At 61.9% G+C, this 22,346-nt stretch carries 22 protein-coding genes and 1 tRNA gene; 13 read left to right on the forward strand and 10 right to left on the reverse strand.

Annotated elements, in window-relative coordinates:
• Positions 1 to 16 precede the first annotated feature (16 nt).
• The 5 genes from HJO_RS04420 to HJO_RS04440 form a co-directional block, all read right to left on the reverse strand.
• Positions 17 to 1,147 (reverse strand): FAD-dependent oxidoreductase, encoded by a 1,131-nt coding sequence (locus HJO_RS04420; protein WP_035613847.1) that lies wholly within the window; start codon positions 1,145 to 1,147, stop codon positions 17 to 19.
• Positions 1,144 to 1,947, reverse strand: a complete 804-nt coding sequence (rlmJ, locus tag HJO_RS04425; RefSeq protein WP_051618184.1) for a 23S rRNA (adenine(2030)-N(6))-methyltransferase RlmJ — start codon at positions 1,945 to 1,947, stop codon at positions 1,144 to 1,146. Before rlmJ ends, HJO_RS04420 begins: the two co-directional genes overlap by 4 nt.
• An 81-nt stretch (positions 1,948 to 2,028) precedes the next feature.
• Positions 2,029 to 3,780, reverse strand: a complete 1,752-nt coding sequence (locus HJO_RS04430) for a M28 family metallopeptidase (RefSeq protein ID WP_035613849.1) — start codon at positions 3,778 to 3,780, stop codon at positions 2,029 to 2,031.
• Between the two features lie 153 nt (positions 3,781 to 3,933).
• Positions 3,934 to 4,410, reverse strand: a complete 477-nt coding sequence (locus tag HJO_RS04435) for a hypothetical protein (RefSeq protein WP_035613851.1) — start codon at positions 4,408 to 4,410, stop codon at positions 3,934 to 3,936.
• A 95-nt stretch (positions 4,411 to 4,505) separates the two neighbouring features.
• Entirely contained in the window at positions 4,506 to 5,402 is an 897-nt protein-coding gene (locus HJO_RS04440; protein ID WP_035613853.1) for a pirin family protein, read from the reverse strand.
• A 48-nt stretch (positions 5,403 to 5,450) separates the two neighbouring features.
• Here HJO_RS04440 and HJO_RS04445 point away from each other — a divergent pair, with 48 nt between their 5' ends.
• The 4 genes from HJO_RS04445 (at position 5,451) to clpX (ending at position 9,153) form a co-directional block, all read left to right on the forward strand.
• Complete coding sequence (locus HJO_RS04445) at positions 5,451 to 6,044, forward strand: uracil-DNA glycosylase family protein (protein ID WP_035613854.1); 594 nt, start codon at positions 5,451 to 5,453, stop codon at positions 6,042 to 6,044.
• Between the two features lie 62 nt (positions 6,045 to 6,106).
• Complete coding sequence (locus tag HJO_RS04450) at positions 6,107 to 7,021, forward strand: alpha/beta fold hydrolase (RefSeq protein WP_164473933.1); 915 nt, start codon at positions 6,107 to 6,109, stop codon at positions 7,019 to 7,021.
• A 118-nt stretch (positions 7,022 to 7,139) separates the two neighbouring features.
• Positions 7,140 to 7,763: an ATP-dependent Clp protease proteolytic subunit gene (locus tag HJO_RS04455; RefSeq protein ID WP_035613857.1), complete on the forward strand. Its 624-nt coding sequence runs from the start codon at positions 7,140 to 7,142 to the stop codon at positions 7,761 to 7,763.
• A 127-nt stretch (positions 7,764 to 7,890) separates the two neighbouring features.
• On the forward strand, positions 7,891 to 9,153 hold the full coding sequence (clpX, locus tag HJO_RS04460) for an ATP-dependent Clp protease ATP-binding subunit ClpX (RefSeq protein WP_035613859.1): 1,263 nt from the start codon (positions 7,891 to 7,893) through the stop codon (positions 9,151 to 9,153).
• Positions 9,154 to 9,299: 146 nt separating this feature from the next.
• Here clpX and glnA read toward each other — a convergent pair whose 3' ends face one another.
• Both glnA and HJO_RS04470 read right to left on the reverse strand, forming a co-directional pair.
• A complete protein-coding gene (gene glnA / locus HJO_RS04465) occupies positions 9,300 to 10,703 on the reverse strand; it encodes a type I glutamate--ammonia ligase (RefSeq protein WP_035613861.1) in 1,404 nt (467 codons plus the stop codon).
• Between the two features lie 57 nt (positions 10,704 to 10,760).
• Complete coding sequence (locus HJO_RS04470; RefSeq protein ID WP_035613864.1) at positions 10,761 to 11,099, reverse strand: P-II family nitrogen regulator; 339 nt, start codon at positions 11,097 to 11,099, stop codon at positions 10,761 to 10,763.
• Between the two features lie 244 nt (positions 11,100 to 11,343).
• On the opposite strand from HJO_RS04470, the gene HJO_RS04475 reads away from it, so the two are divergent.
• The 6 genes from HJO_RS04475 (at position 11,344) to spbR (ending at position 17,044) form a co-directional block, all read left to right on the forward strand.
• A complete protein-coding gene (locus HJO_RS04475) occupies positions 11,344 to 12,114 on the forward strand; it encodes a Coq4 family protein (RefSeq protein ID WP_035613869.1) in 771 nt (256 codons plus the stop codon).
• Positions 12,111 to 12,650 carry a histidine phosphatase family protein gene (locus HJO_RS04480; RefSeq protein WP_035613872.1) on the forward strand — a complete coding sequence of 180 codons (540 nt, stop codon included), beginning with the start codon at positions 12,111 to 12,113 and terminating at the stop codon, positions 12,648 to 12,650. Before HJO_RS04475 ends, HJO_RS04480 begins: the two co-directional genes overlap by 4 nt.
• 9 nt (positions 12,651 to 12,659) lie before the next feature.
• Entirely contained in the window at positions 12,660 to 14,102 is a 1,443-nt protein-coding gene (locus HJO_RS04485; RefSeq protein ID WP_035613874.1) for a bifunctional ADP-dependent NAD(P)H-hydrate dehydratase/NAD(P)H-hydrate epimerase, read from the forward strand.
• 63 nt (positions 14,103 to 14,165) lie between these two features.
• Positions 14,166 to 14,250, forward strand: a tRNA-Leu gene (locus HJO_RS04490).
• A 144-nt stretch (positions 14,251 to 14,394) separates the two neighbouring features.
• The gene (gene tig / locus HJO_RS04495) at positions 14,395 to 15,732 is read left to right on the forward strand and encodes a trigger factor (RefSeq protein ID WP_035613876.1); all 1,338 of its coding nucleotides are present in this window, start codon (positions 14,395 to 14,397) and stop codon (positions 15,730 to 15,732) included.
• Positions 15,733 to 15,883: 151 nt separating this feature from the next.
• Complete coding sequence (spbR, locus tag HJO_RS04500) at positions 15,884 to 17,044, forward strand: SpbR family protein (protein WP_035613877.1); 1,161 nt, start codon at positions 15,884 to 15,886, stop codon at positions 17,042 to 17,044.
• Here the strand turns inward: spbR and HJO_RS04505 are convergent.
• On the reverse strand, positions 17,041 to 17,724 hold the full coding sequence (locus HJO_RS04505; RefSeq protein ID WP_035613880.1) for an EAL domain-containing protein: 684 nt from the start codon (positions 17,722 to 17,724) through the stop codon (positions 17,041 to 17,043). The genes spbR and HJO_RS04505 overlap by 4 nt on opposite strands.
• A 119-nt stretch (positions 17,725 to 17,843) precedes the next feature.
• Between HJO_RS04505 and HJO_RS04510 the strand changes: the two genes are divergently transcribed.
• A complete protein-coding gene (locus tag HJO_RS04510; protein WP_035613882.1) occupies positions 17,844 to 18,647 on the forward strand; it encodes an NUDIX hydrolase in 804 nt (267 codons plus the stop codon).
• Between the two features lies 1 nt (position 18,648).
• Here the strand turns inward: HJO_RS04510 and HJO_RS04515 are convergent, their stop codons facing one another.
• On the reverse strand, positions 18,649 to 19,209 hold the full coding sequence (locus HJO_RS04515) for an Hpt domain-containing protein (protein WP_035613884.1): 561 nt from the start codon (positions 19,207 to 19,209) through the stop codon (positions 18,649 to 18,651).
• Between the two features lie 73 nt (positions 19,210 to 19,282).
• On the reverse strand, positions 19,283 to 20,050 hold the full coding sequence (locus HJO_RS04520; RefSeq protein ID WP_035614526.1) for an NAD kinase: 768 nt from the start codon (positions 20,048 to 20,050) through the stop codon (positions 19,283 to 19,285).
• Positions 20,051 to 20,213: 163 nt separating this feature from the next.
• Between HJO_RS04520 and HJO_RS04525 the strand changes: the two genes are divergently transcribed.
• Positions 20,214 to 20,990 (forward strand): class II aldolase/adducin family protein, encoded by a 777-nt coding sequence (locus HJO_RS04525; protein WP_035613886.1) that lies wholly within the window; start codon positions 20,214 to 20,216, stop codon positions 20,988 to 20,990.
• Between the two features lie 108 nt (positions 20,991 to 21,098).
• Positions 21,099 to 22,316, forward strand: a complete 1,218-nt coding sequence (gene hemA, locus HJO_RS04530) for a 5-aminolevulinate synthase (RefSeq protein ID WP_035613888.1) — start codon at positions 21,099 to 21,101, stop codon at positions 22,314 to 22,316.
• Positions 22,317 to 22,346 lie beyond the last annotated feature (30 nt).

The raw sequence follows: 22,346 nt of genomic DNA on the forward strand, positions 1-22,346 counted from the left end.
GTGCGGCAGGTGAAAATCAGCCCGAATCCGACCGATCCGGATTGTCGCCCCTGATGAACGCCATATCGATGCGCCGTTTCAGGGCCCAAAACCCGGGGAGCTTGAGGGCCAGTCCCCACTTTTCCGCAATGGCGGCACGCCGCCCGAGACTGACAAGTTTGAGATAGTCTTTCTGGGGGACATAAGTCGCCAGGTCGCTGCCTTCAGCCAGCCGGCGAACCTGCTCTGCCAGGACCTTGCCCTGGCGAACGGCGAAGACACCAGCTTTTGGCAGGGCTGCGTGCGCGAGGTGGGCCGTGTCTCCACAGGCAAACACGACCGGGTGACTGACGGAGCGAAGCGTCGCGTCGACTTCCACAAAACCATGCTGCAGCGCGAGCCCGGACCCGGCGATCCAGGCGTGGGCGGTTGCGCCGGTGGCCAGCGCGACAAAATCCGCATCGACGACCTGCCTTGATGTCAGGGTCAGTTTCCCCTGTTCCGCCTTGACGACGCCTTGTGACACACACGTCCGGATACCGGCGCGTTTCAGTTCAGTCCGGAGGGCCGACCGAAGGGAAAGGTTCGCTCCTGGCAGGATGTCTTCTGCCTGGTCGATTATCGTTACTTGCGGGGCGATATCGGCAGGAATGCTACCGAGCCTATGGTGCATCGACAATGCGAGTTCTACACCGGCAAGGCCGGACCCGATCACGGCGCAGGTCGGAGCGCGCCGCCCTGACTCGACTTCGGCGACAAATTCGAGCCAGGCGTCGGCAAACGCGCCCAGCGGTTTGGCCGGCACTCCCAGGCGGCGCAGGCTCTCGGGCGACTGGACAGCGGCAATTGCGCCGACGTCCAGTGATGCAAAATCGAAATCGAGCACAGCGCCCGTGTTGGTGACCGCCTGTTGCCGAATGGGGTCGAGCTGGGTGACCGCCGCCTCCAGGAGCGTGGCGCCGGCTGCGCGGCAGAGGGGCGACAGGGGCACCGAGAGGGCGTCGCGGGCCCAATGGCCTGCCACCATGCCCGGCAACATGCCGCTATAGGCCGATGTGTCGTCCGGATTGACCAGGCACAGTTCAACGCCTTCGGCGGGGTGTCTTGCGAGGTGCCTGAGCGCGACAACGTGGGCGTGTCCTCCACCGATCAGGAGGATGCGGATCATGTCGCGCGATTGCCGAAGGCTGCGGGCCACCAGGATTGCAGGCTCGCAGCGATGGCGTGGCACGTGTCGGCGGCGGCGGGCGGTGCACGGAACGCGACGATGGCGGAGCCTTCGAGCGCGCTTTCGTCTTCGGGGTCGATGGGCCAGCGGGCGCCGGCGATGATGCACTCTTCGAGACCGCCGAGGTATTCCCCGAATTCCGCCTCCCGGCCGTCGCGGAAAAGCGGCAGCCAGAGAATGAGGATGCCTTGGGGCCAACGCTTGAGCGCGCGCGGGGTCCACAGGGCCAGCGCGTCAATATCGCGGGTTGTCTCGTAGCTCGGGTCGACGAAGCAGACCATCTGTTCGCCGGCACGGGGAGAAAGCTTCAATGCCCCCGAATACCCGTCGGCCTGCTTGACCTGGACGCGCTCGTCCGCGCCAACGGATTTCGCCAGAGCGGCAAATTCCGCTGGATGCTTTTCGAAGAACACCATCCTGGCAGACGGCGGCAGCAATGCCTGGGCGAGGGCGGGTGAGCCGGGATAATCGGTCTTGCCGCGCCGGTCGACTTCCGCGAGCCAGGGTCTCATGGCCTTGGGAGCCTTGGCCGCCTGCAGCAGCTGGACACCCGTAACGGCTTCTCCGCCCTTGCGGGCCTGTTCGCCGGTCAGGTCGTAGCGTCCGCGGCCGGAATGGGTCTCGACATAGAGAACCGGCTTTGGGCCGGCGCCGATCTCGGTGAGCAGCGCGTGCAGTACGGCATGCTTCAGGACGTCGGCCCGGTTTCCCGCGTGATACCCGTGTTGATAGGAGAGCATGTCCTCGGCTTTCGGTGCTGGATATGACTAGTCCCGAACGGCGCATGGCGCCATCCGGGACCAGTTCAGGCGTTCGGTTTGCTAGTTGGACGCGAGGGAGTCCTTGCGCACTGCTTCAAACTCGTTTCCGGGGTACCAAGTCGGCCAATCGGTGGAGTCGGCAATGCCTTCTCCGACAGCGAACAGGGACTGGATGTCCTGCGTGAAGCCGGCGAGGTCCCAGCTGTCGGAATATTCATCCATCGGCTTGTGGTAGCGCTCTGCGGTATAGGCCGCCGCTGCGGCCTTGCCGGCTGCGATGCCACCCTCGACCTTGTCTTCGCCGCCATCAGCATAAAGCATTGGCACCCCGCGCTTGGCGAGAGAGACGTGATCTGAGCGGTAGAAGTATCCCGCTTCCGGCTTGCCGTCCGGCTTGATGACGCGGCCCTGTGCATCAAGCACGGCTTTCAGACGGTCCTCAAGTTCCGATGCGCCGTAGCCGATGACCACCATGTCCTTGGTCAGGCCGATCGGCAGGGCGCCGTCCATGTTGATACCGGCGACGATCTTGTTGAGCGGAACGGTCGGGTGCTCAGCGAAGTATTCCGAGCCCAGCAGCCCGGATTCCTCGAGCGTGACAGACACGAACAGCAAGGACCGGTCATGGGGTTGTGCCTTGAAGGCTTCTGCCATTTCCAGCAATGCGGACACGCCGGTCGCATTGTCGACGGCACCATTGTAGATCTGGTCCTGATAGAAGTCTTCGCCAGGGGCCCCCGTCTTCTTGCCGGTTTTCTTGCCGAGGTGATCCCAGTGAGCAGTATAGAGAACGTATTCATCCGGCGCAGTCGTGCCGGGCAGAACGCCGATCACGTTCCGGCTGTCCAGGTTCTCGATCGTCTGTTCGATTTCTCCGGTGGCTTTCAGGCCAGTCATCGGCACTGCCTGGAAGCCGCGTGTCTTCGCGGCAGTCTTCATGTCGTCGAAGTTCAGGCCAGCCGAGGCAAACAGCTTCTGAGCCATGTCACGGGTAACCCAACCTTCCATCAGCGCCCGATCGGCACCGCCGTCCGCGCGAACGAGATCGGACTGCGCGCCTGACCAGGAATTCTTCACGACATCCCAGCCATACGCAGCCGGCTCTGTCTCATGCACGATGATGGCGGCGGCAGCACCGCGGCGTGCCGCTTCTTCGAACTTGTAGGTCCAGCGGCCGTAATAGGTCATCGCGTTCCCTTTGAAGAGATCGGGATCGCCGGTGGCAAAGCCGGGGTCATTCACGAGGATGATCACAGTCTTGCCGGTGTAGTCCTGGTCACCGTAATCGTTCCACTGGTATTCCGGTGCGTCGATGCCGTAGCCGACAAAGACAACGTCAGATGGGGCGAAATTGATGGTGTCGGAATCCTGGTGCTTGGTCCAGATGACCACATCTTCTTTCAGGACGGTCGGCATCTCGGTGCCGTCCGGAGCGGTGAATGTCAGAAACGACTGGTCCGGGTCGATGGTCTGGTTGACCATGGCGACCTTCTGGAAATAGGTGCCGTCGTCGCCGCCGGGCTGCAGCCCGACCCGCGCCATTTCTGCGCCAACCCAGGCGGCGGCCGCCTCGCCGACAGGGGTGCCCGGCCCGCGTCCTTCGAATGTGTCGTCCGCGAGTGTCTTGATCCGCACTGCGAGGTCTGAAGCGGTGATGTCTGCAGTCGTGTCAGTGGGCAGGGGCAGGAGCAGGGCTTCCGACGTCGCGGGCGGCGTGGCGGCCTCGGGCGGTGTATCGGCTGGGGCGTCCGCTTTCGGGCCACCACAGGCGGCCAGTGCCAGGATTGAAACGGCAAGAGCGATTTGTTTCATGGATCAGCCCCTCCAACGGGCAAGTCGTTTGGTTTGTGTCAGGGTCTGGCACGGCAGGCGATGGGCTTCAAGACTGTGACATCCCGCTACTCAAGCAATAAAGGCGGACCCTGCTTCCAGGGCCCGCCTTCATGTCGTGTATTGAAATGCGCGTTATTCGCTGGCTTCGGCGGCCTCTACAGCAGCTTCTGTCGCGTCTTCAGCAGCTTCCTGAGCGGCTTCAGCCGCGTCCTCTGCAGCGTCGGCAGCCGCTTCGGCGGCGTCTTCAGCCGCGGCGACAGCATCTTCGGCAACGTCAGCAGCAGCCTCGGCGGTTACGACGACCTCTTCCGCTTCAGCGACGTCAGCTTCGGCCGCATCGTCTGCAGCTTCGGCAACGTCAGCCGCAGCTTCAGCCTCGGCAGCGGTGTCGGCAGCAGCCTCAGCCTCTACAGCAGCAACGGCAGCCTCTTCTGCGGCCGGCGCGGCTTCGGCAGATTCGTCAGCCGCAGCTTCAGCGACCTCGGCGGATGCCTCAGCAGCGGTAGCGTCAAGGCTGGCAGCCGTCGCAGATTCGTCTGCAGTCGGCGTCTGGCAAGCGGCGAGAATAGCAACCGAAGCAGCAGCCCCGGCGAGTAGTTTGAAGTTCATGGATACACCCTCTCTTTGACATTATCGTCATGTGTGCGGCGAGCCCCCATCCCGGAATTCGCCTATCCGGGGGGTGTCTTTCAAATGTGGCAATTTCAGGGCAGCGGGATCCACTCGGCGTCATCTCCGGGCACGGTCGGAAACAGTTCGGTCCCACCCGCCTGCGTGGCGCGCGTCCATTCCTGTTTGGCGGCCTCGATGCGCGCCTTGTCGGAAGAGACGAAGTTCCAGTCGATGTTCCGTGGGCCATCCATAGGCGCTCCGCCGCAGACGACGGCCTTGGTGCCCTCGCGGAGCGAAACCGGCACGTCTGCGCCGGGTTCGAGCACAAACATGAAGCCTTCACTGACCTCCTCGCCGTCGACCATGGCGGCCCCGGATACCAGGTAGAAGGCCCGCTCGGTTGCGAGGCTCGCGGGCAGGACGATGTCCGCGCCCGTTTGCGTTTCGACGGCGACGTACAGAATTCCCCAGGGAAATTCGACAGGCGACGAATGGCCCCAGGCCTCACCGGCCAGGACCCGGATGTCCGCACCATCCAACTCGAACTGCGGCAACGAGTCGGCAGCATGGTGGACGAAGGCCGGCGCAGTTTCTTCATGGCTGTGGGGCAGGGCGACCCAGGTTTGCAGGCCATGCATGCGCTGGCCAGCGGCCCGTTCCGCCGTGGGCGTGCGTTCGGAGTGGACGATGCCGCGGCCAGCGGTCATCCAGTTCACAGCGCGGGGGCGGATGACTGTGTCACTGCCGAGGCTATCCTGGTGGCGGATCGCGCCTTCGAACAGGTAGGTCACCGTGGCCAGGCCGATATGCGGATGGGGCCGCACGTCGAACCCTTCGCCGGGCGCATAGTCCACCGGACCGAAATGGTCGAAGAAGATGAATGGTCCAACCATCTTGTGGGCATGATGGGGAAGCACCCGGCGCACGCGAAACCCACCACCAAGATCGTGGGCGCGCGGTTCGATCTTGCGAAGTATTGACTGGCTCATGTGATTTGGGTCCTTTCCTGTGCGGTATCCAGCACCAGATATGACATCATGGCCAGCGATCTCCAGTCTCATCTTGCCCGAATACGGGCCTGCACGCTTTGCGCGGCAGAAATGACACGGGCACCGAATCCGATCGTGCAGGCCAGTGCGACAGCGCGGGTGCTGGTCGCAGGTCAGGCACCGGGAAACCTGGCGGACGTGACAAGAAAACCGTTCAATGATCCGTCCGGCGTCAGGCTGCGGGACTGGATGGGCGTCACGGAGACGGAGTTTTATGATCCAGCCCGCGTCGCGCTGGTGCCGATGGGCTTCTGCTTTCCCGGCTATGACGCCAAAGGCGGTGACCGCCCGCCGATGAAACGCTGCGCCGAAACCTGGCGGGCGGGCCTGCTGGAGCGCCTGTCAGGGGTTCAGGTGATGATCCTCGTCGGCAGCCATGCGCAGAAGTGGCATCTCGGCCGCCGGGCAGGGAAGTCCCTGACTGAAACGGTCAGCAACTGGCAGGCATTTACAAGTGAGCGAATATTCACTACACCACATCCAAGCTGGAGAAACACTTCATGGTTGAAGCGCAATCCCTGGTTCGAAGCCGACGTTATCCCGGCCCTGCGGCACGCCGTTCGGGACGCCTTGGACTCCTGACGCTTTTTCTTGCGGCGCTCTTGCTGGCAAGCTGTGCTCACCCCGTGACCCAGGGACCGCAAATGACGATCGAACCCGTGAACCCGCATTTTGATACCGATCAGAATGTGTTCATCGCTGCGGATGGTGCGCGGCTGGGCCTCACTGTCTGGCCCGCCGAGGGTGTTGATGCGCCGGATCATGTGGTGGTCGGCGTCCACGGCATGAACGATTATGCAAACGCGTTCCACATGGCGGCACCTTATTGGGCAGCGCACGGGGTGACCACTTACGCTTACGACCAGCGCGGATTCGGGCGTTCGCCGGGCCGGGGCATCTGGCCGGACGAAGAACTGATGCGCGAGGACCTGCGCACGGCCGTCAGCGTTGCACGCGCGCGCCATCCGGACGCGGTGATCACGGTGGTGGGAATTTCGATGGGTGGGGCCGTCGCAATCAGCGCCTTCGGGTCTGACGAGCCACCGGCGGCCGACCGGCTGATTGCGTCCGGGCCGGGGCTGCGTGGCTGGGGGGCGATGAATCCGGTCTACCGGGCAAGCCTCTGGGCTTCGACACACACGCGACCGGGATGGGTGGTTCGTCCGCCCCGCAAACTCGTCAGGATCGAGCCGTCAGACAATGACGAGATGCTGCGACGCACCTGGTCTGACCCATTGATGATGCCGCATAACCGGATCGATCAGGTCTATGGCGTGGTCAGCCTGATGGAGACGGCCCATGCCAGCGCTGCCCGGTTGCCTGCCAGCGTGCCGACCCTGCTGTCCTATGGCGCGAACGACTATGTCATTCCGCCAGCCGGCGTGAAGCGGACAGCAAGGGTGCTGCCGCCTAGCGTGCGCACGGTGTACTATGCCAACGGCTACCACATGTTGCTGCGAGACCTTCAGGCAGAGACCGTGCAAGCGGACTATCTCGCCTTCATGCGCGATCCGTCCCAGCCGCCACCCAGCGGCGCCCCGAAATGGCCATGGCGCTGAAGCGCGCATTCCACAGCCCAAAGCCTCTTGCGGACAGTCGTGCGTGGACAAATATAGGGCGTTCTGCCAGTTCTTTCAGAACAGAGAATCCCGATACTGACCCCCGAGGCCTGATTTCATGACGAATTCGTACCAGACTGCCCTGAACCTTGTTCCCATGGTGGTGGAACAGACTAGCCGGGGAGAGCGGGCGTTCGACATTTTCTCGCGCCTCCTGAAGGAGCGAATCATCTTCGTTACGGGTGGAATTGACGACAGCATGGCCGCGCTGATCACGTCACAACTGCTTTTCCTTGAGTCGGAGAACCCGAAAAAAGACATCGCGATGTATATTAACAGCCCGGGCGGATACGTCTCTTCGGGGCTCGCGATTTACGACACGATGCAATATATCCGGTGTCCCATTTCGACCGTTTGCTTCGGCCAGGCCGCCAGCATGGGGTCCCTGCTGCTCGCTGCGGGCGAACACGGCATGCGGACCTGCCTGCCGAATGCGCGCGTGATGCTGCACCAGCCATCGGGCGGATACTCAGGCGTTGCTACAGATATCGAGCGTCACGCCGAAGAAATCATCGATCTCAAGCGGCGTCTCAACAATATCTACGTCAAGCATACCGGCCAGGACTATGACGTGATTGAGCGCAAGCTCGACCGGGACACGTTCCTGACCGCGGAAGAGGCCGTCGAATTCGGCATCGTCGACAAGGTATTCGAACGGCGCGCCAATGAGGATGAAAAGTAGGCCTGCAGGCCCCCATCAATTGCGGTCTGCCTCTTGCAGGGTGGGCCATGGCCCTTATTGTCATATTAAGAAACCGGGTGAGGGCGCTTAAAGGCCACGTTAAGCCTTACCCGGCATTGAGGACAGCATGACCAAACAAACCGGCTCAGGCGATTCAAAGAACACCCTCTACTGCTCTTTCTGTGGAAAGAGCCAGCATGAAGTGAAAAAGCTGATTGCGGGACCGACGGTATTCATCTGTGACGAGTGCGTCGAACTCTGCATGGACATCATTCGCGAAGAGAACAAGACCGCCATGGTCCGTTCACGCGAAGGCGTGCCGACCCCGCAGGAAATCTGTGACGTGCTGGACGATTATGTCATCGGCCAGCGCCACGCGAAGCGCATTCTCTCGGTCGCCGTGCACAATCACTACAAGCGTCTGTCGCACGCCGGCAAGACGGATGGCGTCGAACTGTCGAAGTCCAACATCATGCTGGTCGGCCCCACGGGCTGCGGCAAGACACTGTTGGCGCAGACACTGGCGCGCATCCTGGATGTGCCATTCACCATGGCCGATGCGACGACACTCACCGAAGCCGGCTATGTCGGCGAGGATGTCGAGAATATCGTCCTCAAGCTGCTGCAATCGGCTGACTACAATGTCGAGCGCGCCCAGCGCGGTATCGTTTACATCGATGAAATCGACAAGATTTCGCGCAAATCGGATAATCCTTCGATCACCCGCGACGTGTCGGGCGAGGGTGTCCAGCAGGCGCTGCTCAAGATCATGGAGGGTACGGTTGCGGCCGTGCCACCACAGGGCGGCCGCAAGCATCCGCAGCAGGAGTTCCTGCAGGTCGACACGACGAACATCCTGTTCATCGTTGGGGGTGCCTTTGCGGGCCTCGACAAGATCATCACCTCGCGCGGCGAAAATGCCTCGATCGGCTTCGGCGCCGCACTGAAGGATCCGGAAGCGCGTGGCGTCGGCGAGATCCTGCGCAACACCGAGCCGGAAGATCTTCAGCGTTTCGGCCTGATCCCGGAATTCATCGGGCGCCTGCCCGTGATTGCAACCCTGGAAGACCTCGATGAGAAAGCCCTGATCGAGATCCTGACCCAGCCGAAAAATGCCCTGCTCAAACAGTACCAGAAACTGTTCGACATGGAGAATGTGCAGCTGACCTTCACGCCCGAGGCGCTGACCGGCGTTGCGCGCAAGGCCATCGGTCGCAAGACCGGCGCACGCGGCCTTCGCTCGATCATGGAGTCGATCCTGCTCGATACGATGTTCGAACTTCCGAACCTTCGCGGTGTGGAAGAAGTCGTCATCAATGGCGAAGTCGTTGAAGGCAATGCCGAGCCCCTCTACGTCCACGCGAAGAAGAGCCAGCCCGAAGCCGGCTGAGCCGAGCATTCCAATTCAGACTGATGAAGCCCCGGACCCGCCGTCCGGGGCTTTTCATTTTTGAGCGAACCGTCTTCAGAAAAAGAAGAGGCCGGCACCCGTGATGGTGCCGGCCTCCTGATCACGTGTCCAAAAGGTGAGACAGCTCAGACCTTGTAGTACATTTCGAATTCCACCGGGTGAGGGTGCAGTTCGTAGCGCATGTTCTCTTCCATCTTGAGCTCGATGTAAGCGTCGATCTGGTCGTCATCGAAGACGCCGCCCTTGGTCAGGAACTTGCGATCTGCGTCGAGCGCGGCAAGCGCTTCACGCAGCGAGCCGCACACCTGGGGAATCGATTTGGCTTCTGCAGGCGGCAGGTCGTAGAGATCCTTGTCCATGGCATCGCCGGGATGGATCTTGTTCTCGATCCCGTCGAGGCCCGCCATCAGCAGGGCTGCGAAGGCAAGGTAGGGGTTTGCCGCCGGGTCCGGGAAGCGCGTTTCGATCCGCTTGGCTTTTGGATTCGAGCCGAACGGAATGCGGATCGACGCCGACCGGTTACGCGACGAATAGGCCAGCATGACTGGCGCTTCGTATCCGGGGACCAGGCGCTTGTAGCTATTGGTCGACGGGTTGGTGATCGCGTTCAGCGCCTTGGCGTGCTTGATGATGCCGCCGATGTAGTAAAGGCACATGTCGGAGAGGCCGGCGTATTTTTCGCCGGCAAACAGCGGCTTGCCACCGCCCCAGATCGACTGGTGAACGTGCATGCCGGATCCGTTGTCCTTGAACATCGGTTTCGGCATGAAGGTCGCCGTCTTGCCATACGATGCCGCCACATTGTGGATGACATATTTGTAGAGCTGCAGGCGGTCGGCCATCACGGTCAGGGTCGAGAATTTCAAGCCAAGCTCATGCTGGGCCGGCGCCACTTCGTGGTGGTGCTTTTCGGGGTCGAGGCCGATGTCGAACATGACCGACAGCATTTCGCTGCGCATGTCCTGTTCGGAATCGACCGGCGGAACCGGGAAGTAGCCGCCCTTGGGGCCTGGCCGATGGCCCATGTTGCCCATCGGGTATTCTTTGCTTGTGTTGATCGGCAGTTCTGTCGAATCGAAACTGTAGCCGGTGCTGTGCGGTTCAACGGACCAGCGGACGTCATCGAAGACAAAGAACTCGGCTTCGGGACCAAAGAACACGGTGTCGCCGACGCCGGCTGCCTTGACGTAGGCCTCGGCCTTCTTGGCGGTCGTGCGCGGGTCGCGGTTATAGGCCTGGCCGGAGACCGGATCGAGCACGTCGCACATGACTGCCAGCGTGGTCTGCTGGAAGAACGGGTCGATCATGGCCGAGTCCTGGTCAGGCATCAGCAGCATGTCGGACTCATTGATGGCTTTCCAGCCAGCGACCGACGAACCGTCAAACATCTGGCCTTCGGAGAAGAAGTCGTCGCCGACCATGTTCTTGTGAAACGTCACATGCTGCATCTTGCCGCGCGGGTCGGTGAAGCGAAGGTCGACGTATTGAACGTCCTCGTCCTTCATCAATTTGATAAGCTTGTCAGCCATTGGAATTTGCCCTTCAGGAATTGTGTAAGCAGTTTCGCGAACTGGAGTGATACAGGATTAAAGTGCTGCGTCACCTGTCTCGCCGGTACGAATGCGGACGGCCTCGAGAATCGCCGACACGAAGATCTTGCCGTCGCCGATCTTGTCGGTGTGTGCGGCCTTCTTGATTGCTTCGACGGCTCCATCAACGGCGCTGTCTGCAAGCACAATCTCGATTTTCAGTTTGGGAAGGAAATCCACCACATACTCTGCTCCCCGGTAGAGTTCCGTATGGCCCCGCTGGCGGCCGAAGCCCTTGGCTTCAAGTACGGTCATGCCCTGCAGACCGATCTCCTGGAGGGCCTCTTTGACATCGTCGAGCTTGAACGGTTTGATGATTGCTTCGATTTTCTTCATGGTTCATGTCTCCAGCCGCTGAATGGGTATTGGCTTTCGGTAAGCGCACTCACGGCCCTAGGCGAGTGCAACCTGTGTAATGTGGCATGCGATCAGAACCGGTGGTCAATTTTTGGACACCTCTGCCTGTTTTATGAGCGGTGCGCGCAACGCTTGCGCTGGAAATAAATGACGCTTGCGTCACTTTTCTGGTGAGCGGCGATGTGGTATTGATCGGTAAACAGCAGAAAGAGTGTGGCCACTCATGATTGAACCATTTGTCCATCCGGCTCGCAAACCGGCAAAATTCCGGCCGATCAGGGCATGGAAGCACATGCAGAACCTGATCGCCGACAAGGAAGACACCGAACAGGTCTTTCACATTATCGAAGCGCTGAACGGGAAGTCCCTGCAGAAGAATTTCAGGGAATTCGCGGAAAGCAAGGAAGGCCAGGCGCTTCTGGCTGAAAAGATTCACCTGCCGCCACGCCTCGACGACCACGCCTGGATTCGGGAACTGCCCGCCGGCACGGTCGGGCGCGCCTACGTGGATTTCATGGAACGCGAAGGCCTGACTGCGCAGGGACTTGTCGACGAGAGCGAAAAGTTCTCCAGCGCGCTGCGGGATTTCGACGATGACCTCAACTGGTTTGGCAACCGCCTTCGGGACACGCACGACCTGTTCCATGTCCTGTCCGGCTATGGCCGGGACGCGCTTGGCGAAGCGAGCCTCCTGGCCTTCTCCCACAGCCAGCAGCCCGGCCTGGGCATCATTTTCATTTCCTTCATGGGCACGCGCCAATTGCTCAAGCACCTGCCCAAGGAAGCGCGCGTGATGGATTGCTTCTGGGAAGGCAAGCGCAATGGCGCGGCGGCGTCGAAGATCATCCGCGAGGACATCATCGCTCTCCTGCACGAACCGCTGGACAGCGCCCGTGAACGGCTCGGCATCGCCAGGCCCGACGCGTACTACCGGGCCCTCGACATCTGCGCTGACATGGGAATCGCGGCCAGCGAAATTCAGGTCGCCGCGTGATCTTTCTGGTCAGGCACGGAGAAGCCGCCGCGGGCTGGGGAGACCATCCGGACCCCGGTCTGAGTGATTTGGGACAAAAGCAGGCGTCTGCTGTTGCCGGTGAACTGGCACGGCTGGGCGCCACGCAGGCCGTCACGAGCCCCATGCAGCGCTGTCGCGAGACGGCGAGGCCGTTCGAGCAGGCGCAACAGGTCGTCGCGACCGTGTCGCCTGCTGTCTCTGAGATCGTTACGCCAGAAGGTGTTGGAGATCGTGTCACGTGGCTGAGAAACCTGATGGCCGGAACCTGGGATGCCGGGGCTGACGATTTCACGGCATGGCGCAGCACCATGGTGGATTTCATCGGAGGGCTGCCGGACAACACGGTCGTGTTCAGCCACTTCGTTGCAATCAACGCGATTGCCGGCATGGTCGCCCAGGATCCGCGCGTGGTGATCTTCCGTCCGGGGCATTGTTCGGTCACTCGGCTTGAGCGCCGGAACAATGTGCTTTCCGTCGCTGAATATGGGAGCGAATCCGCAACCCGCGTGTTATGAGATCGCCCCATGGGCAGACCAATCATTACGCCAGCGGAGATGACGGCGGCTGAACAGGCCGTATTCGACGCCGGCACCGACAGTTTCGATATCATGACCCGCGCGGGAATTGCCGCAGCGGAGTTCCTTCATGCGAGATGGCCTGAGGGAACAATCCAGGTGCTGTGCGGCCCGGGCGGCAATGGCGGTGACGGTTTCATCGCCGCTGCGCGGCTCGCCAAGCTCTGGCGGACGGTCGAGGTTTTCTGCCTGGTGGATCCATCCGCGCTGACGGGCGACGCTGCGAAAGCGGCGGCGCAATGGCAGGGGGGTGTTCGCCCGCTGGAGGCGGCGCTTTCGGCACCCCACGACCTTGTGCTCGATGCCCTGTTTGGTGGTGGCTTGTCCCGTCCGCTGGACGGTGTCCCGGCGGCGCTTGCGACCCGGGGCGGGCGTGTCATCTCGATCGACGTGCCATCCGGGATTGACGGCCTGACCGCGAAACCGCTCGGTGCCTGCTTCCGGGCAGATGGAACGATCACGTTTTCGGGCCTGCGTCCGGCGCATGTCCTGCAGCCCGGCGCGGCCCTTTGTGGCGTGGTGTTCGCTGCGGACATCGGCGTTCCGGCCCAGACCCAGGCCGTAGAAAACAGCCCGCTGATCTGGGGCCCGGCCATGCCGCGGCCAGGCCCGGAAGGTTACAAGCACAAGCGCGGACACCTCAAAGTTGTCAGTGGCCCAGCCGCGTCGACCGGAGCGGCCCGCATGGCTGCACGGGCGGGCCTGCGTGTTGGCGCCGGGCTGGTGACGGTCGTGTCCGGTCATGGGGCCATGTCGGTGAACGCCGGGCACCTGACCGCCGTGATGCTGGAGGAAGCCAACAGTGCGGACGACCTCGCCGCGGCAATCCAGAACGCCCAGGTCGTGATCGCCGGCCCGGCCGCCGGAATCACGCCCTCTACCCGTGCGAATGTCGAAGTCCTTCTCAAGGGTGCCGCGCGGGCCGTGCTCGACGCTGACGCCCTGACCGTTTTCGACAGCCACCCGGCAGAATTGTTCAAGCGCCTGCGCCCCGACGACGTCCTCACGCCGCACGTGGGTGAGTTCCGGCGGCTGTTCGGCGACCTTCTCGACACCGAGGCCAACAAGATCGAAGCTACCCGCAAGGCTGCCGCAAAGGCGGGCTGTGTGGTGCTGCTCAAGGGGGCCGACACCGTTATCGCGGCCCCTGACGGGCAAGCAGTCGTCAATACGCACGCCACGCCATGGCTTGCCACGGCCGGGTCTGGCGATGTGCTGGCGGGTTTCATTGCCGGCCTGATGGCACAGGGCATGGCGACGCTTCCGGCCGCCGCAATGGGCGCGTGGCTGCACGGGGAGGCCGGGCTGCGCGTCGGCGCCGGCCTGATTTCCGAGGATCTTGAAGCGCAGGTGCCGAATATTCTGAGTGCGCTGCATGGCGAACGCCGGTGAATCGCAGGGGCCTGGTGCTTTCCGGTTGATGCGGCCGGGCCGCTCGCGTAGGAACCTGCCAGCGCGGATGTGGCGGAACTGGTAGACGCACTGGATTTAGGTTCCAGCGCCGCAAGGCGTGGAGGTTCGAGTCCTCTCATCCGCACCATGGTCAATTGGACGCTGCATCTGTCGCATAGTCTGCGTGGACAGGCGCTTTGTGCTATGACATAAGCCGCGCCTTCAGACAGGTATCAATAGCCTACCGCGTGCGTTTTTGCCTCGCGACCCCAGAAAAACGGATGACACACCCATGGAAGTTACCCAGACCAAGGCAGAAGGTCTTAGCCGCACGTTCGAAGTGAAGGTCTCGGCAACCGAGCTGAAGGCGAAGCTGGACGCCCGGATTGAGGAAATCCGGCCGCAAATGAAGCTCAAGGGGTTCCGTCCGGGCAAGGTGCCGGCCGCCCATGTGCGCAAGATGTTCGGCCGCGACCTGATGGGCGAACTGGTCAACAAGCTGGTCGATGAGACCAACCAGAAAGCCCTTGAAGAAAACGAACTTCGGCCCGCTGGCCAGCCCAATGTCCACCTCGAAACGGACATTGAATCGATCGTGAAGGGCGAGGCAGACCTCTCCTACCACATGCATGTCGACGTGATGCCGGAATTCACCCCGGTGAACATTGAAGAGATTGAAGTCACCCGGCCGGTCGCTGAGATCGAAGATGCGCAGGTGGAAGACGCTCTTGCCCGCATCGCCGAGCAGAACCTGAAATACGAGCCACGTGGCAAGACGGCGAAAGCCAAGGATGGCGACGCGGTTGTCGTCGATTTCGTCGGCAAGGTCGACGGCGTGCCATTTGAAGGCGGCGCAGCCGAACAGCAGTCCATCGTACTCGGGTCGAACCGGTTCATCCCGGGCTTCGAAGAACAGCTCGTTGGCGTGAAGACAGGCGAAGAGAAAGAACTCGTCGTGACCTTCCCGGAAGATTACCCGTCCGCTGACCTGGCCGGCAAGGAAGCCGTGTTCGACGTCACGGTCCACGAAGTGCGCGCCCCGAAGACGCCCGAGATCGACGATGAATTCGCCAAGGGGCTCGGCCTTGACGACCTCGAACAGCTGAACGGCCTCGTGCGCGACCAGTTGAAAGCCGAATTCGCCAGTGCCTCACGTGCCAAGGCCAAGCGCGACCTGCTGGACAAGCTGGACGATGCGCATGACTTTGACCTGCCACCCAACATGGTGGAGCAGGAGTTCGGCCAGATCTGGCAGCAGCTGCAGACCGAAATGGATGCCGGCCGTGTGTCCGATGAAGACAAGGCGAAGTCGGAAGACGAGCTGAAGGACGAGTACCGCAAGATCTCCGAGCGCCGTGTGCGTCTGGGACTGGTTCTCGCGGAAATCGGCCGCACAGCCGATGTCCGGATCACCGAGCAGGAAGTGAACCAGGCGCTGATCGCAGAGGCCCGCCAGTATCCGGGCCAGGAGCGGCAGGTTGTTGAATTCTTCCAGAAGAATCCCGAAGCCCTGGCGCAGCTGCGTGCGCCGATCTACGAGGAAAAGGTCGTCGACTACATCCTCGGGATCGCAAAAGTGACCGACAAGACCGTCTCCCGGGAAGAACTTCTCAAGGAAGACGACGAATAGGGCCTGACAGCCCATTCCAAACGGTTTCGCGCCGGGCCTCAAACCGAGGTCCGGCGCCTTTCGTTTCAGCTGGCCGCTGCCCTTCTGGTAAACGCTGTGTTAACCGGGCTCGGCGAAGTTGATCAAAACGAATCTCCAAGGAACCGATTCAATGAGCGTGCAGAGCATCCGTCCGCAATTGACCGAACAGGACATCGAGCGCCTGATGCGGGGCGACACGCCGGAGCAGCGCGCGTCCGTTGCGCACCGGGTGTGCCGGCGCATAGCGCTCGATGTGCTGAGCGACCGCGAGAAAGCGTTTGCTGATGAAATCATGGCGATCCTCGCCGAAGACTCGGCAGACCTGGTTCGGCGCACCCTTGCGGTCACGCTGCGCAATTCCCCTGTGTTGCCCCGCGAAATTGCCCTCAAGCTTGCCCAGGACATCGAAGCAGTCGCAATCCCGGTGCTCCAGGATTCACCTGTCTTCACGGACGAGGACCTGATTGAACTGGTTCTCGCTGTCACGGCCGCCAAGCAGGCTGCCATCGCCAATCGCGAGTCTCTTTCGATCACGCTGACCGAGGTGATTTCGGAGCATGGCGCGATCGAGGCTGTCCAGGTGCTGTCGGCCAATGAGGGCGCAGAATTCAGCGACAAGGCCTTCGACGACACGCTGCGGCGCTTCGGCAGCGACGAAGTGGTCCAGTCGGGCCTCATCAAGCGGGAATATATACCGACCCATATCGCCGAGAAGATGGTCTCGCTGGTATCCGGGCAATTGTTCGACCTCCTGGTCAACCGCCATGAGCTGCCCGCCCAGATGGCGATCGACCTGGCAGGCAGTGCGCGAGAGCGGGCGACCATCGACCTGGTGGAACAATCCGGGCGCACGCACGACCTGCCGCGCTTTGTCTCTCAGTTGAACCTCAACGGCCGGCTCAGCCATTCGCTTATCATGCGGGCCCTGTGCTGCGGGCAGATGCCGTTCGTGGAACATGCGCTGGCGGAACTGTCAGGTGTCGGGCACCAACGGGTCTGGCTGATGATTCACGATGCCGGCCCACTGGGGCTGCAAGCCGTGTTCGACCGGGCCGGCCTGCCGCGCAAAATGCTGCCGGCGTTCCGTGCCGCCGTGAATGTATTCCACGAAACCAGCCACGATGGTGGCCCGAACGACCGCGCCCGCTTCCGGGCGCGCATGATCGAGCGTGTGTTGACGCAGTTCCAGGCTATCCCGAAAGAAGACCTCGAGTACTTGCTCGACAAGCTCGACTATTATTCCGAGATCGCGAGCAAGGAAGACCGCGACGAGGCGTTCGACGCCGCTTAGGCGTCTGCCTTGGGCCGACTCGCTGCATGGATGCCGAGGTCTGCGAGGTATTCGCCGTCGCGCCAGTGCGCATGTTCCGCGACGATCAGGATGCCCGAAGCATCAGCGACTTCCACAATTTCCACCAGGTCCGGATTGGTGTCGATCGCACGCGCGTCGATCCGAATCGTGTCGACCAGCAGGCGCAGGGCGTCATTCATCGGTGTTTGCCAAGACCGGCGCATGTCGATCGCGATCCGGAAACCGTGGCGGCGCAGCAAACCGACGCGGCTGACATAGTCGGTCACGCCGCCGGCAAAGGCTGCGTCAGCGAATTCAAGACAGATTTCCTGCTGGCAGAGCGAAGTGCGCCGGATGGCAGCATCACACGCGACCGCCGTGTTGGAGTGCGCCAGGGCTGCCAGTGGCGCCGGTACGAGGATCGGACGATGGCCAATCGACTGGCCGTGAGTGGCCGAGGCCACGCGGACCAGCTGGTCGGACAGCCATTTGGCAGGGTTCGAATCCGGCAGGTTGCCTGTGACAGGGCCGAATGCCGCGCGTTCCTCGAACTGGACAGGCGATTCGCAGATCTGGCCGAGCGGATCGCCGCTGAGCAGGTGCACGACCTGGTGGAAGCGGAAAGCCGGGGCAGGGGACAGGCGGCTTTGATGGTCGAGCGGTGAGTGAACCTGGCGCATACGGGTCCGGTGTCCTTTCAGCAGTGATATGTCTTGCCTTCCCTAACGGCCACAGTTGAAGATCACGCGCAGACAGTCAGACCTATTTTTCTGAAATTTGATCAATCGAGGTTACCAAGATGACCAATGCCCCCTCCGAACCGCGCCTGTCGGCGACCGTTCTGATCATCCGGGATGGTCAGGCGGCGCCCCAGGTCCTGATGGTCAAGCGGCATTACGAGATCGATTTTGCGGCCGGGGCGCTCGTCTTTCCGGGTGGCAAGGCCAGCGAGGAAGATTCAGAGTCGGGCTGGGATGCTTTCACAGACGGGGATTTCGGCCCGGTCCAGCAGGATGCGCGCATCGCAGCCGTCAGGGAAGCCTTTGAGGAATCGGGTTTGTTGCTGGCCCGCCATGTTGCCAATCGCGGCCCCGGTGCACCGCTGGTCGGCCCGGACATTTCCTCCCGGTTGGCACCTCACCGGGGCCCTGTTGATCGCCGCGAAGAGAGTTTCCTGGAACTGATCCGGCAGCACGAACTCGTCCTTGCGCTCGACAGCCTCGTCCATTTTGGCCACTGGATCACGCCGGAAATGATGCCGAAGCGTTTCGATACACACTTCTATCTCGCGCCAGCGCCGCCTGAGCAGATCGCTGCGCACGACGGACGCGAGACAACCGATGCCGTGTGGCTCGGTGCGGACGAGGCGCTGGATTTGGAACTGGAAGGCAAGGCCACGATCATCTTCCCGACGCGCATGAACTTGCGAAAGCTGGCACGGGCGACGTCAGTCGCCGATGCGGCAAGCCGCTATGCCAGAGAGCCCGTCGTCAGCGTCCTGCCCAGGGTGGGCAAGGACGAGACGGGGCAGGCCTGCCTCATCATCCCTGAGGAAGCCGGGTACGGGCAGACGATCGAGCTCCTGTCGCGCGTGAACGTCTAGGTCAGTTGCCTGCGGCGTTTGCGGCAACCGCGACCCGGCGCTCGAGCGCGTCGCACACCGCGTCGGCAACCGATTGCGCAGACTCACCGCGCCCGACGGACCCGAATGCGGCCCGGCAGGCCTCGATATGCAGGTTTATCAGCGCGGAATTCTCGCCCGGGCGTGTGTCTTCAAGCAGGGTGCAAAGCGATCCGCAGAGCCGGGATATTGCCGGATAGCCGTAGGACGGCGCCGCGCCCCGAATATTGTGGGCGGCCGTGAAAAGCGCGCGATAGCATTCCGGATCGCTTTCGGATTCCTGCGCTGCCTGCCAGGCCGCGATCAGGCGCCCAAGGTCCATGGACATCCAGGTCTCGAACTGTCCGGCGAGCGAATCCATCGCTGCTTCCGCCTTTGAGGCAAGCGCATCGGCGTCGAGCACCGTTTCTGCCTCGTCTTCAACAGGGGCGACAGGCTTGTGGATCTTGATCACCCGCGAGATATCGGGCGTCTGGGCCTGGTTGGCATTGCTGTCGACCGAACGGCCGTCGGGCAGGATCTTGCCAAGGAGTTTCCTGAACATCGGTCGTCCCTTTGTTTACAGGGACTTCCTAAATCGTAAGCCTTAAAATTCTGCTGACAAACGGCTTTGGCCCTCAGAAAGCGAACTGTTCCCGCAGGATGCGTTCATCGAGCGCATGGCCCGGATCGAACAGCATCGTCAGGCGCTGCGCGCTGTCTTCCTGTACTCGCACGCTGACGATGTCGCGGACCTCTTGGTTGTCGGCGGCCGCCGCGACAGGCCGTCGGTCGGGCGCAATGACGTCAATGTCCACGACGGCATCGTGGCGCAGCAGCGCCCCCTTCCAGCGCCGTGGACGAAACGCGCTGACGGGAGTCAGGGCCAGCAGGTTGGCCCCGATCGGCAGGATTGGCCCGTGCGCCGACAGGTTATACGCCGTCGAACCGGCAGGCGTCGCCACCATCACGCCGTCGCAGGTCAGCTCCTCCATCCGGACGCGGCCGTCCACCGTGATCTTCAGGCGTGCCGACTGGGCAGTCTGCCGGATCAGGGATACTTCATTGATGGCCAGGCCCTTGTGCACCTTGCCCTTGATGTCCCTGGCTTCCATGCTGAGCGGCACGAGCGTGGCCTTCGTCGCGGTATCGATGCGTTCGATCAGGTCATCTTCGCTGTAGTCATTCATCAGGAAGCCGACCGTGCCGCGGTGCATGCCGTAGACCGGCTTGTTGTCGTCGAACCGCCGGCGCAGCGTGTCGAGCATGGCGCCGTCGCCGCCGATTGCGACGATCACGTCAGCATCCTGTTCGGGCACCTGGCCATAGCGACGCCGCAGGTCCGGAAGCGCGGCCTGGGCTTCCGGGCGCTTCGAGGCATAGAATGAAAGGCGGGGCAGTGTCATCACGCCCACATGTCGACGGCGTTGGACGCGCCGTCAAGGATTTCCCCTCCGTTACACCGCGGGCTGTCGCGTGAATCAGCGGTTTGGTGACGCGGGTGTCAAGTTTGACTGGCATCGCGGGCCGTAATCCGTTAGTTTTGGTGAACCAATGGAGGATAGACAGATGGCAGACGGCGCACAGGACATTCAGGTTCGCAATTCGGTTTCCGCGGAAGAGTGGCAGGCGCGCGTTGATCTGGCAGCGATGTACCGGCTCGTCGCGCTGTACGGGTGGGACGACATGATCTTCACCCATATTTCCCATCGTGTGCCCGGCCCGGAACATCACTTCCTGATCAATCCCTATGGCATGCTGTTCGAGGAGATTACCGCGTCGTCCCTCGTCAAGGTCGATCTTGAAGGTAACGTGATCCAGGAAACCGAGTATTTCATCAATCCGGCCGGCTTCACGATCCACTCGGCCGTGCACGCGGCGCGCGACGATGCACATGTGGTGATGCATCTCCACACCGATGATGGCGTCGCTGTCTCGTGCCAGAAGGAAGGCCTGATGCCGCTCAGCCAGACGTCCATGCTGGTGCGCCATGACCTCGCCTACCACGACTATGAAGGCGTCGCGCTGGACCTCGGCGAACGCGAACGCCTTGTGGCGGATCTCGGCAAGAAGAGCACGATGCTGCTCTACAATCACGGCACCATGTCCGTCGGTGGCACGGCAGCCGAAACCTTCCTGCGGATGTTCTTCCTCGAGCGGGCGTGCACGATGCAGGTCCGGGCGCTTTCGGCCGGACGGGATGGCGTGATTGTCGCGCCACAGGACGTTCAGGATGTCGTCAAGGGCCAAAGCAACCCGGAAGGCACGAAAGTGCTGGCCAACCGCCTGGCCTGGCCTGCGCTGCTGCGCCGGCTGGATCGCCAGTCGCCCGGTTATGATTCCTAGGGTGTCTGTCAGGATGCGACAAAATCATCCTGTGGGCGGGTTGGAGGTTACCTTTTTGCGCCCGCGGGCTTAACTAGACGCCAGATATTGTAAAGGCAGTCGTCAGTCATGAAACATCTTAAGGCATTTGAAGACGCGCTCGGCGAGATTCACGGCGAAGGTCGCTATCGCGTCTTCATCGACCTTCACCGGCACCGCGGACGTTTCCCGAAAGCGACTGCGCGCTTTGAAGACGGCGAACGCGAGGTCACGATCTGGTGTTCCAACGATTATCTGGGCATGGGGCAGGACGATGACGTCGCCAACGCCATGCACGAAGCCATCGACAGTTTTGGGGCCGGGTCCGGCGGCACGCGCAACATCTCGGGCACGACGCGGTATCATGTCGAGCTGGAAAAGGAATTGGCGGACCTGCACGGTAAAGAGGGCGCCCTGTTGTTCACATCGGGCTACGTCTCCAATGAAGCGACGCTTTCGACGCTTGGACGTATCCTGCCTGACGTGATCATCTATTCCGACTCCCTCAATCATGCGTCGATGATTGAAGGCATCCGGCGCTCCGGCGCTGAGCGGCGGATATTCAAGCACAATGACATCGATCACCTGCGAGCGCTCCTCGAGCTGGATGACCCGGCGCGTCCAAAGTTGATCGCATTCGAAAGCGTCTATTCAATGGATGGCGATTTCGGACGCATGGAAGAGATTTGCGATCTGGCCGATGAATTCAACGCGCTGACCTATCTCGACGAAGTCCACGCCGTGGGCCTCTATGGCAAGAACGGGGCGGGCGTGGCGGAAATGCTCGGCCTGGCAGACCGGATCGACATTATCGAAGGCACGCTCGGCAAGGCATACGGCGTGATGGGCGGCTACATCGCCAGCCATACGACAGTCATTGATTCCATCCGGTCGATGGCGTCCGGTTTCATATTCACGACGTCGACATGTCCGGTCATGGCCGCCGGTGCGCTGGCCAGCGTGGCCAAGTTGCGCACCGACGAGGGCAGGCGCCTTCGCGCAGACCATCAGTCGAAAGCGGCGCTCCTGAAGCAGAAATTCATGGACGCGGGCCTGCCGGTCATGCCTTCGCCATCCCATATTGTTCCGCTTCTCGTGGGCGACCCGGAGCGCTGCAAGGCGTTGTCCGATACCCTGCTTTTCGATTTCGGTATCTATGTCCAGCCGATCAACTATCCGACCGTCCCGCGCGGCACGGAGCGTCTGCGGTTCACGCCGAGCCCGGTACATGACGAAGTGATGATGGATGAGCTCGTCGCCGCCATTCTCGCGGTCTGGAAACAACTCGGGCTGGAGCAGGCGGCCTGAGTCGGGTCTGTTTCACCGGACTGCTTTGAA

The sequence above is a fragment of the Hyphomonas johnsonii MHS-2 genome, assembly GCF_000685275.1.
Taxonomy (GTDB): Bacteria; Pseudomonadota; Alphaproteobacteria; order Caulobacterales; family Hyphomonadaceae; genus Hyphomonas; species Hyphomonas johnsonii.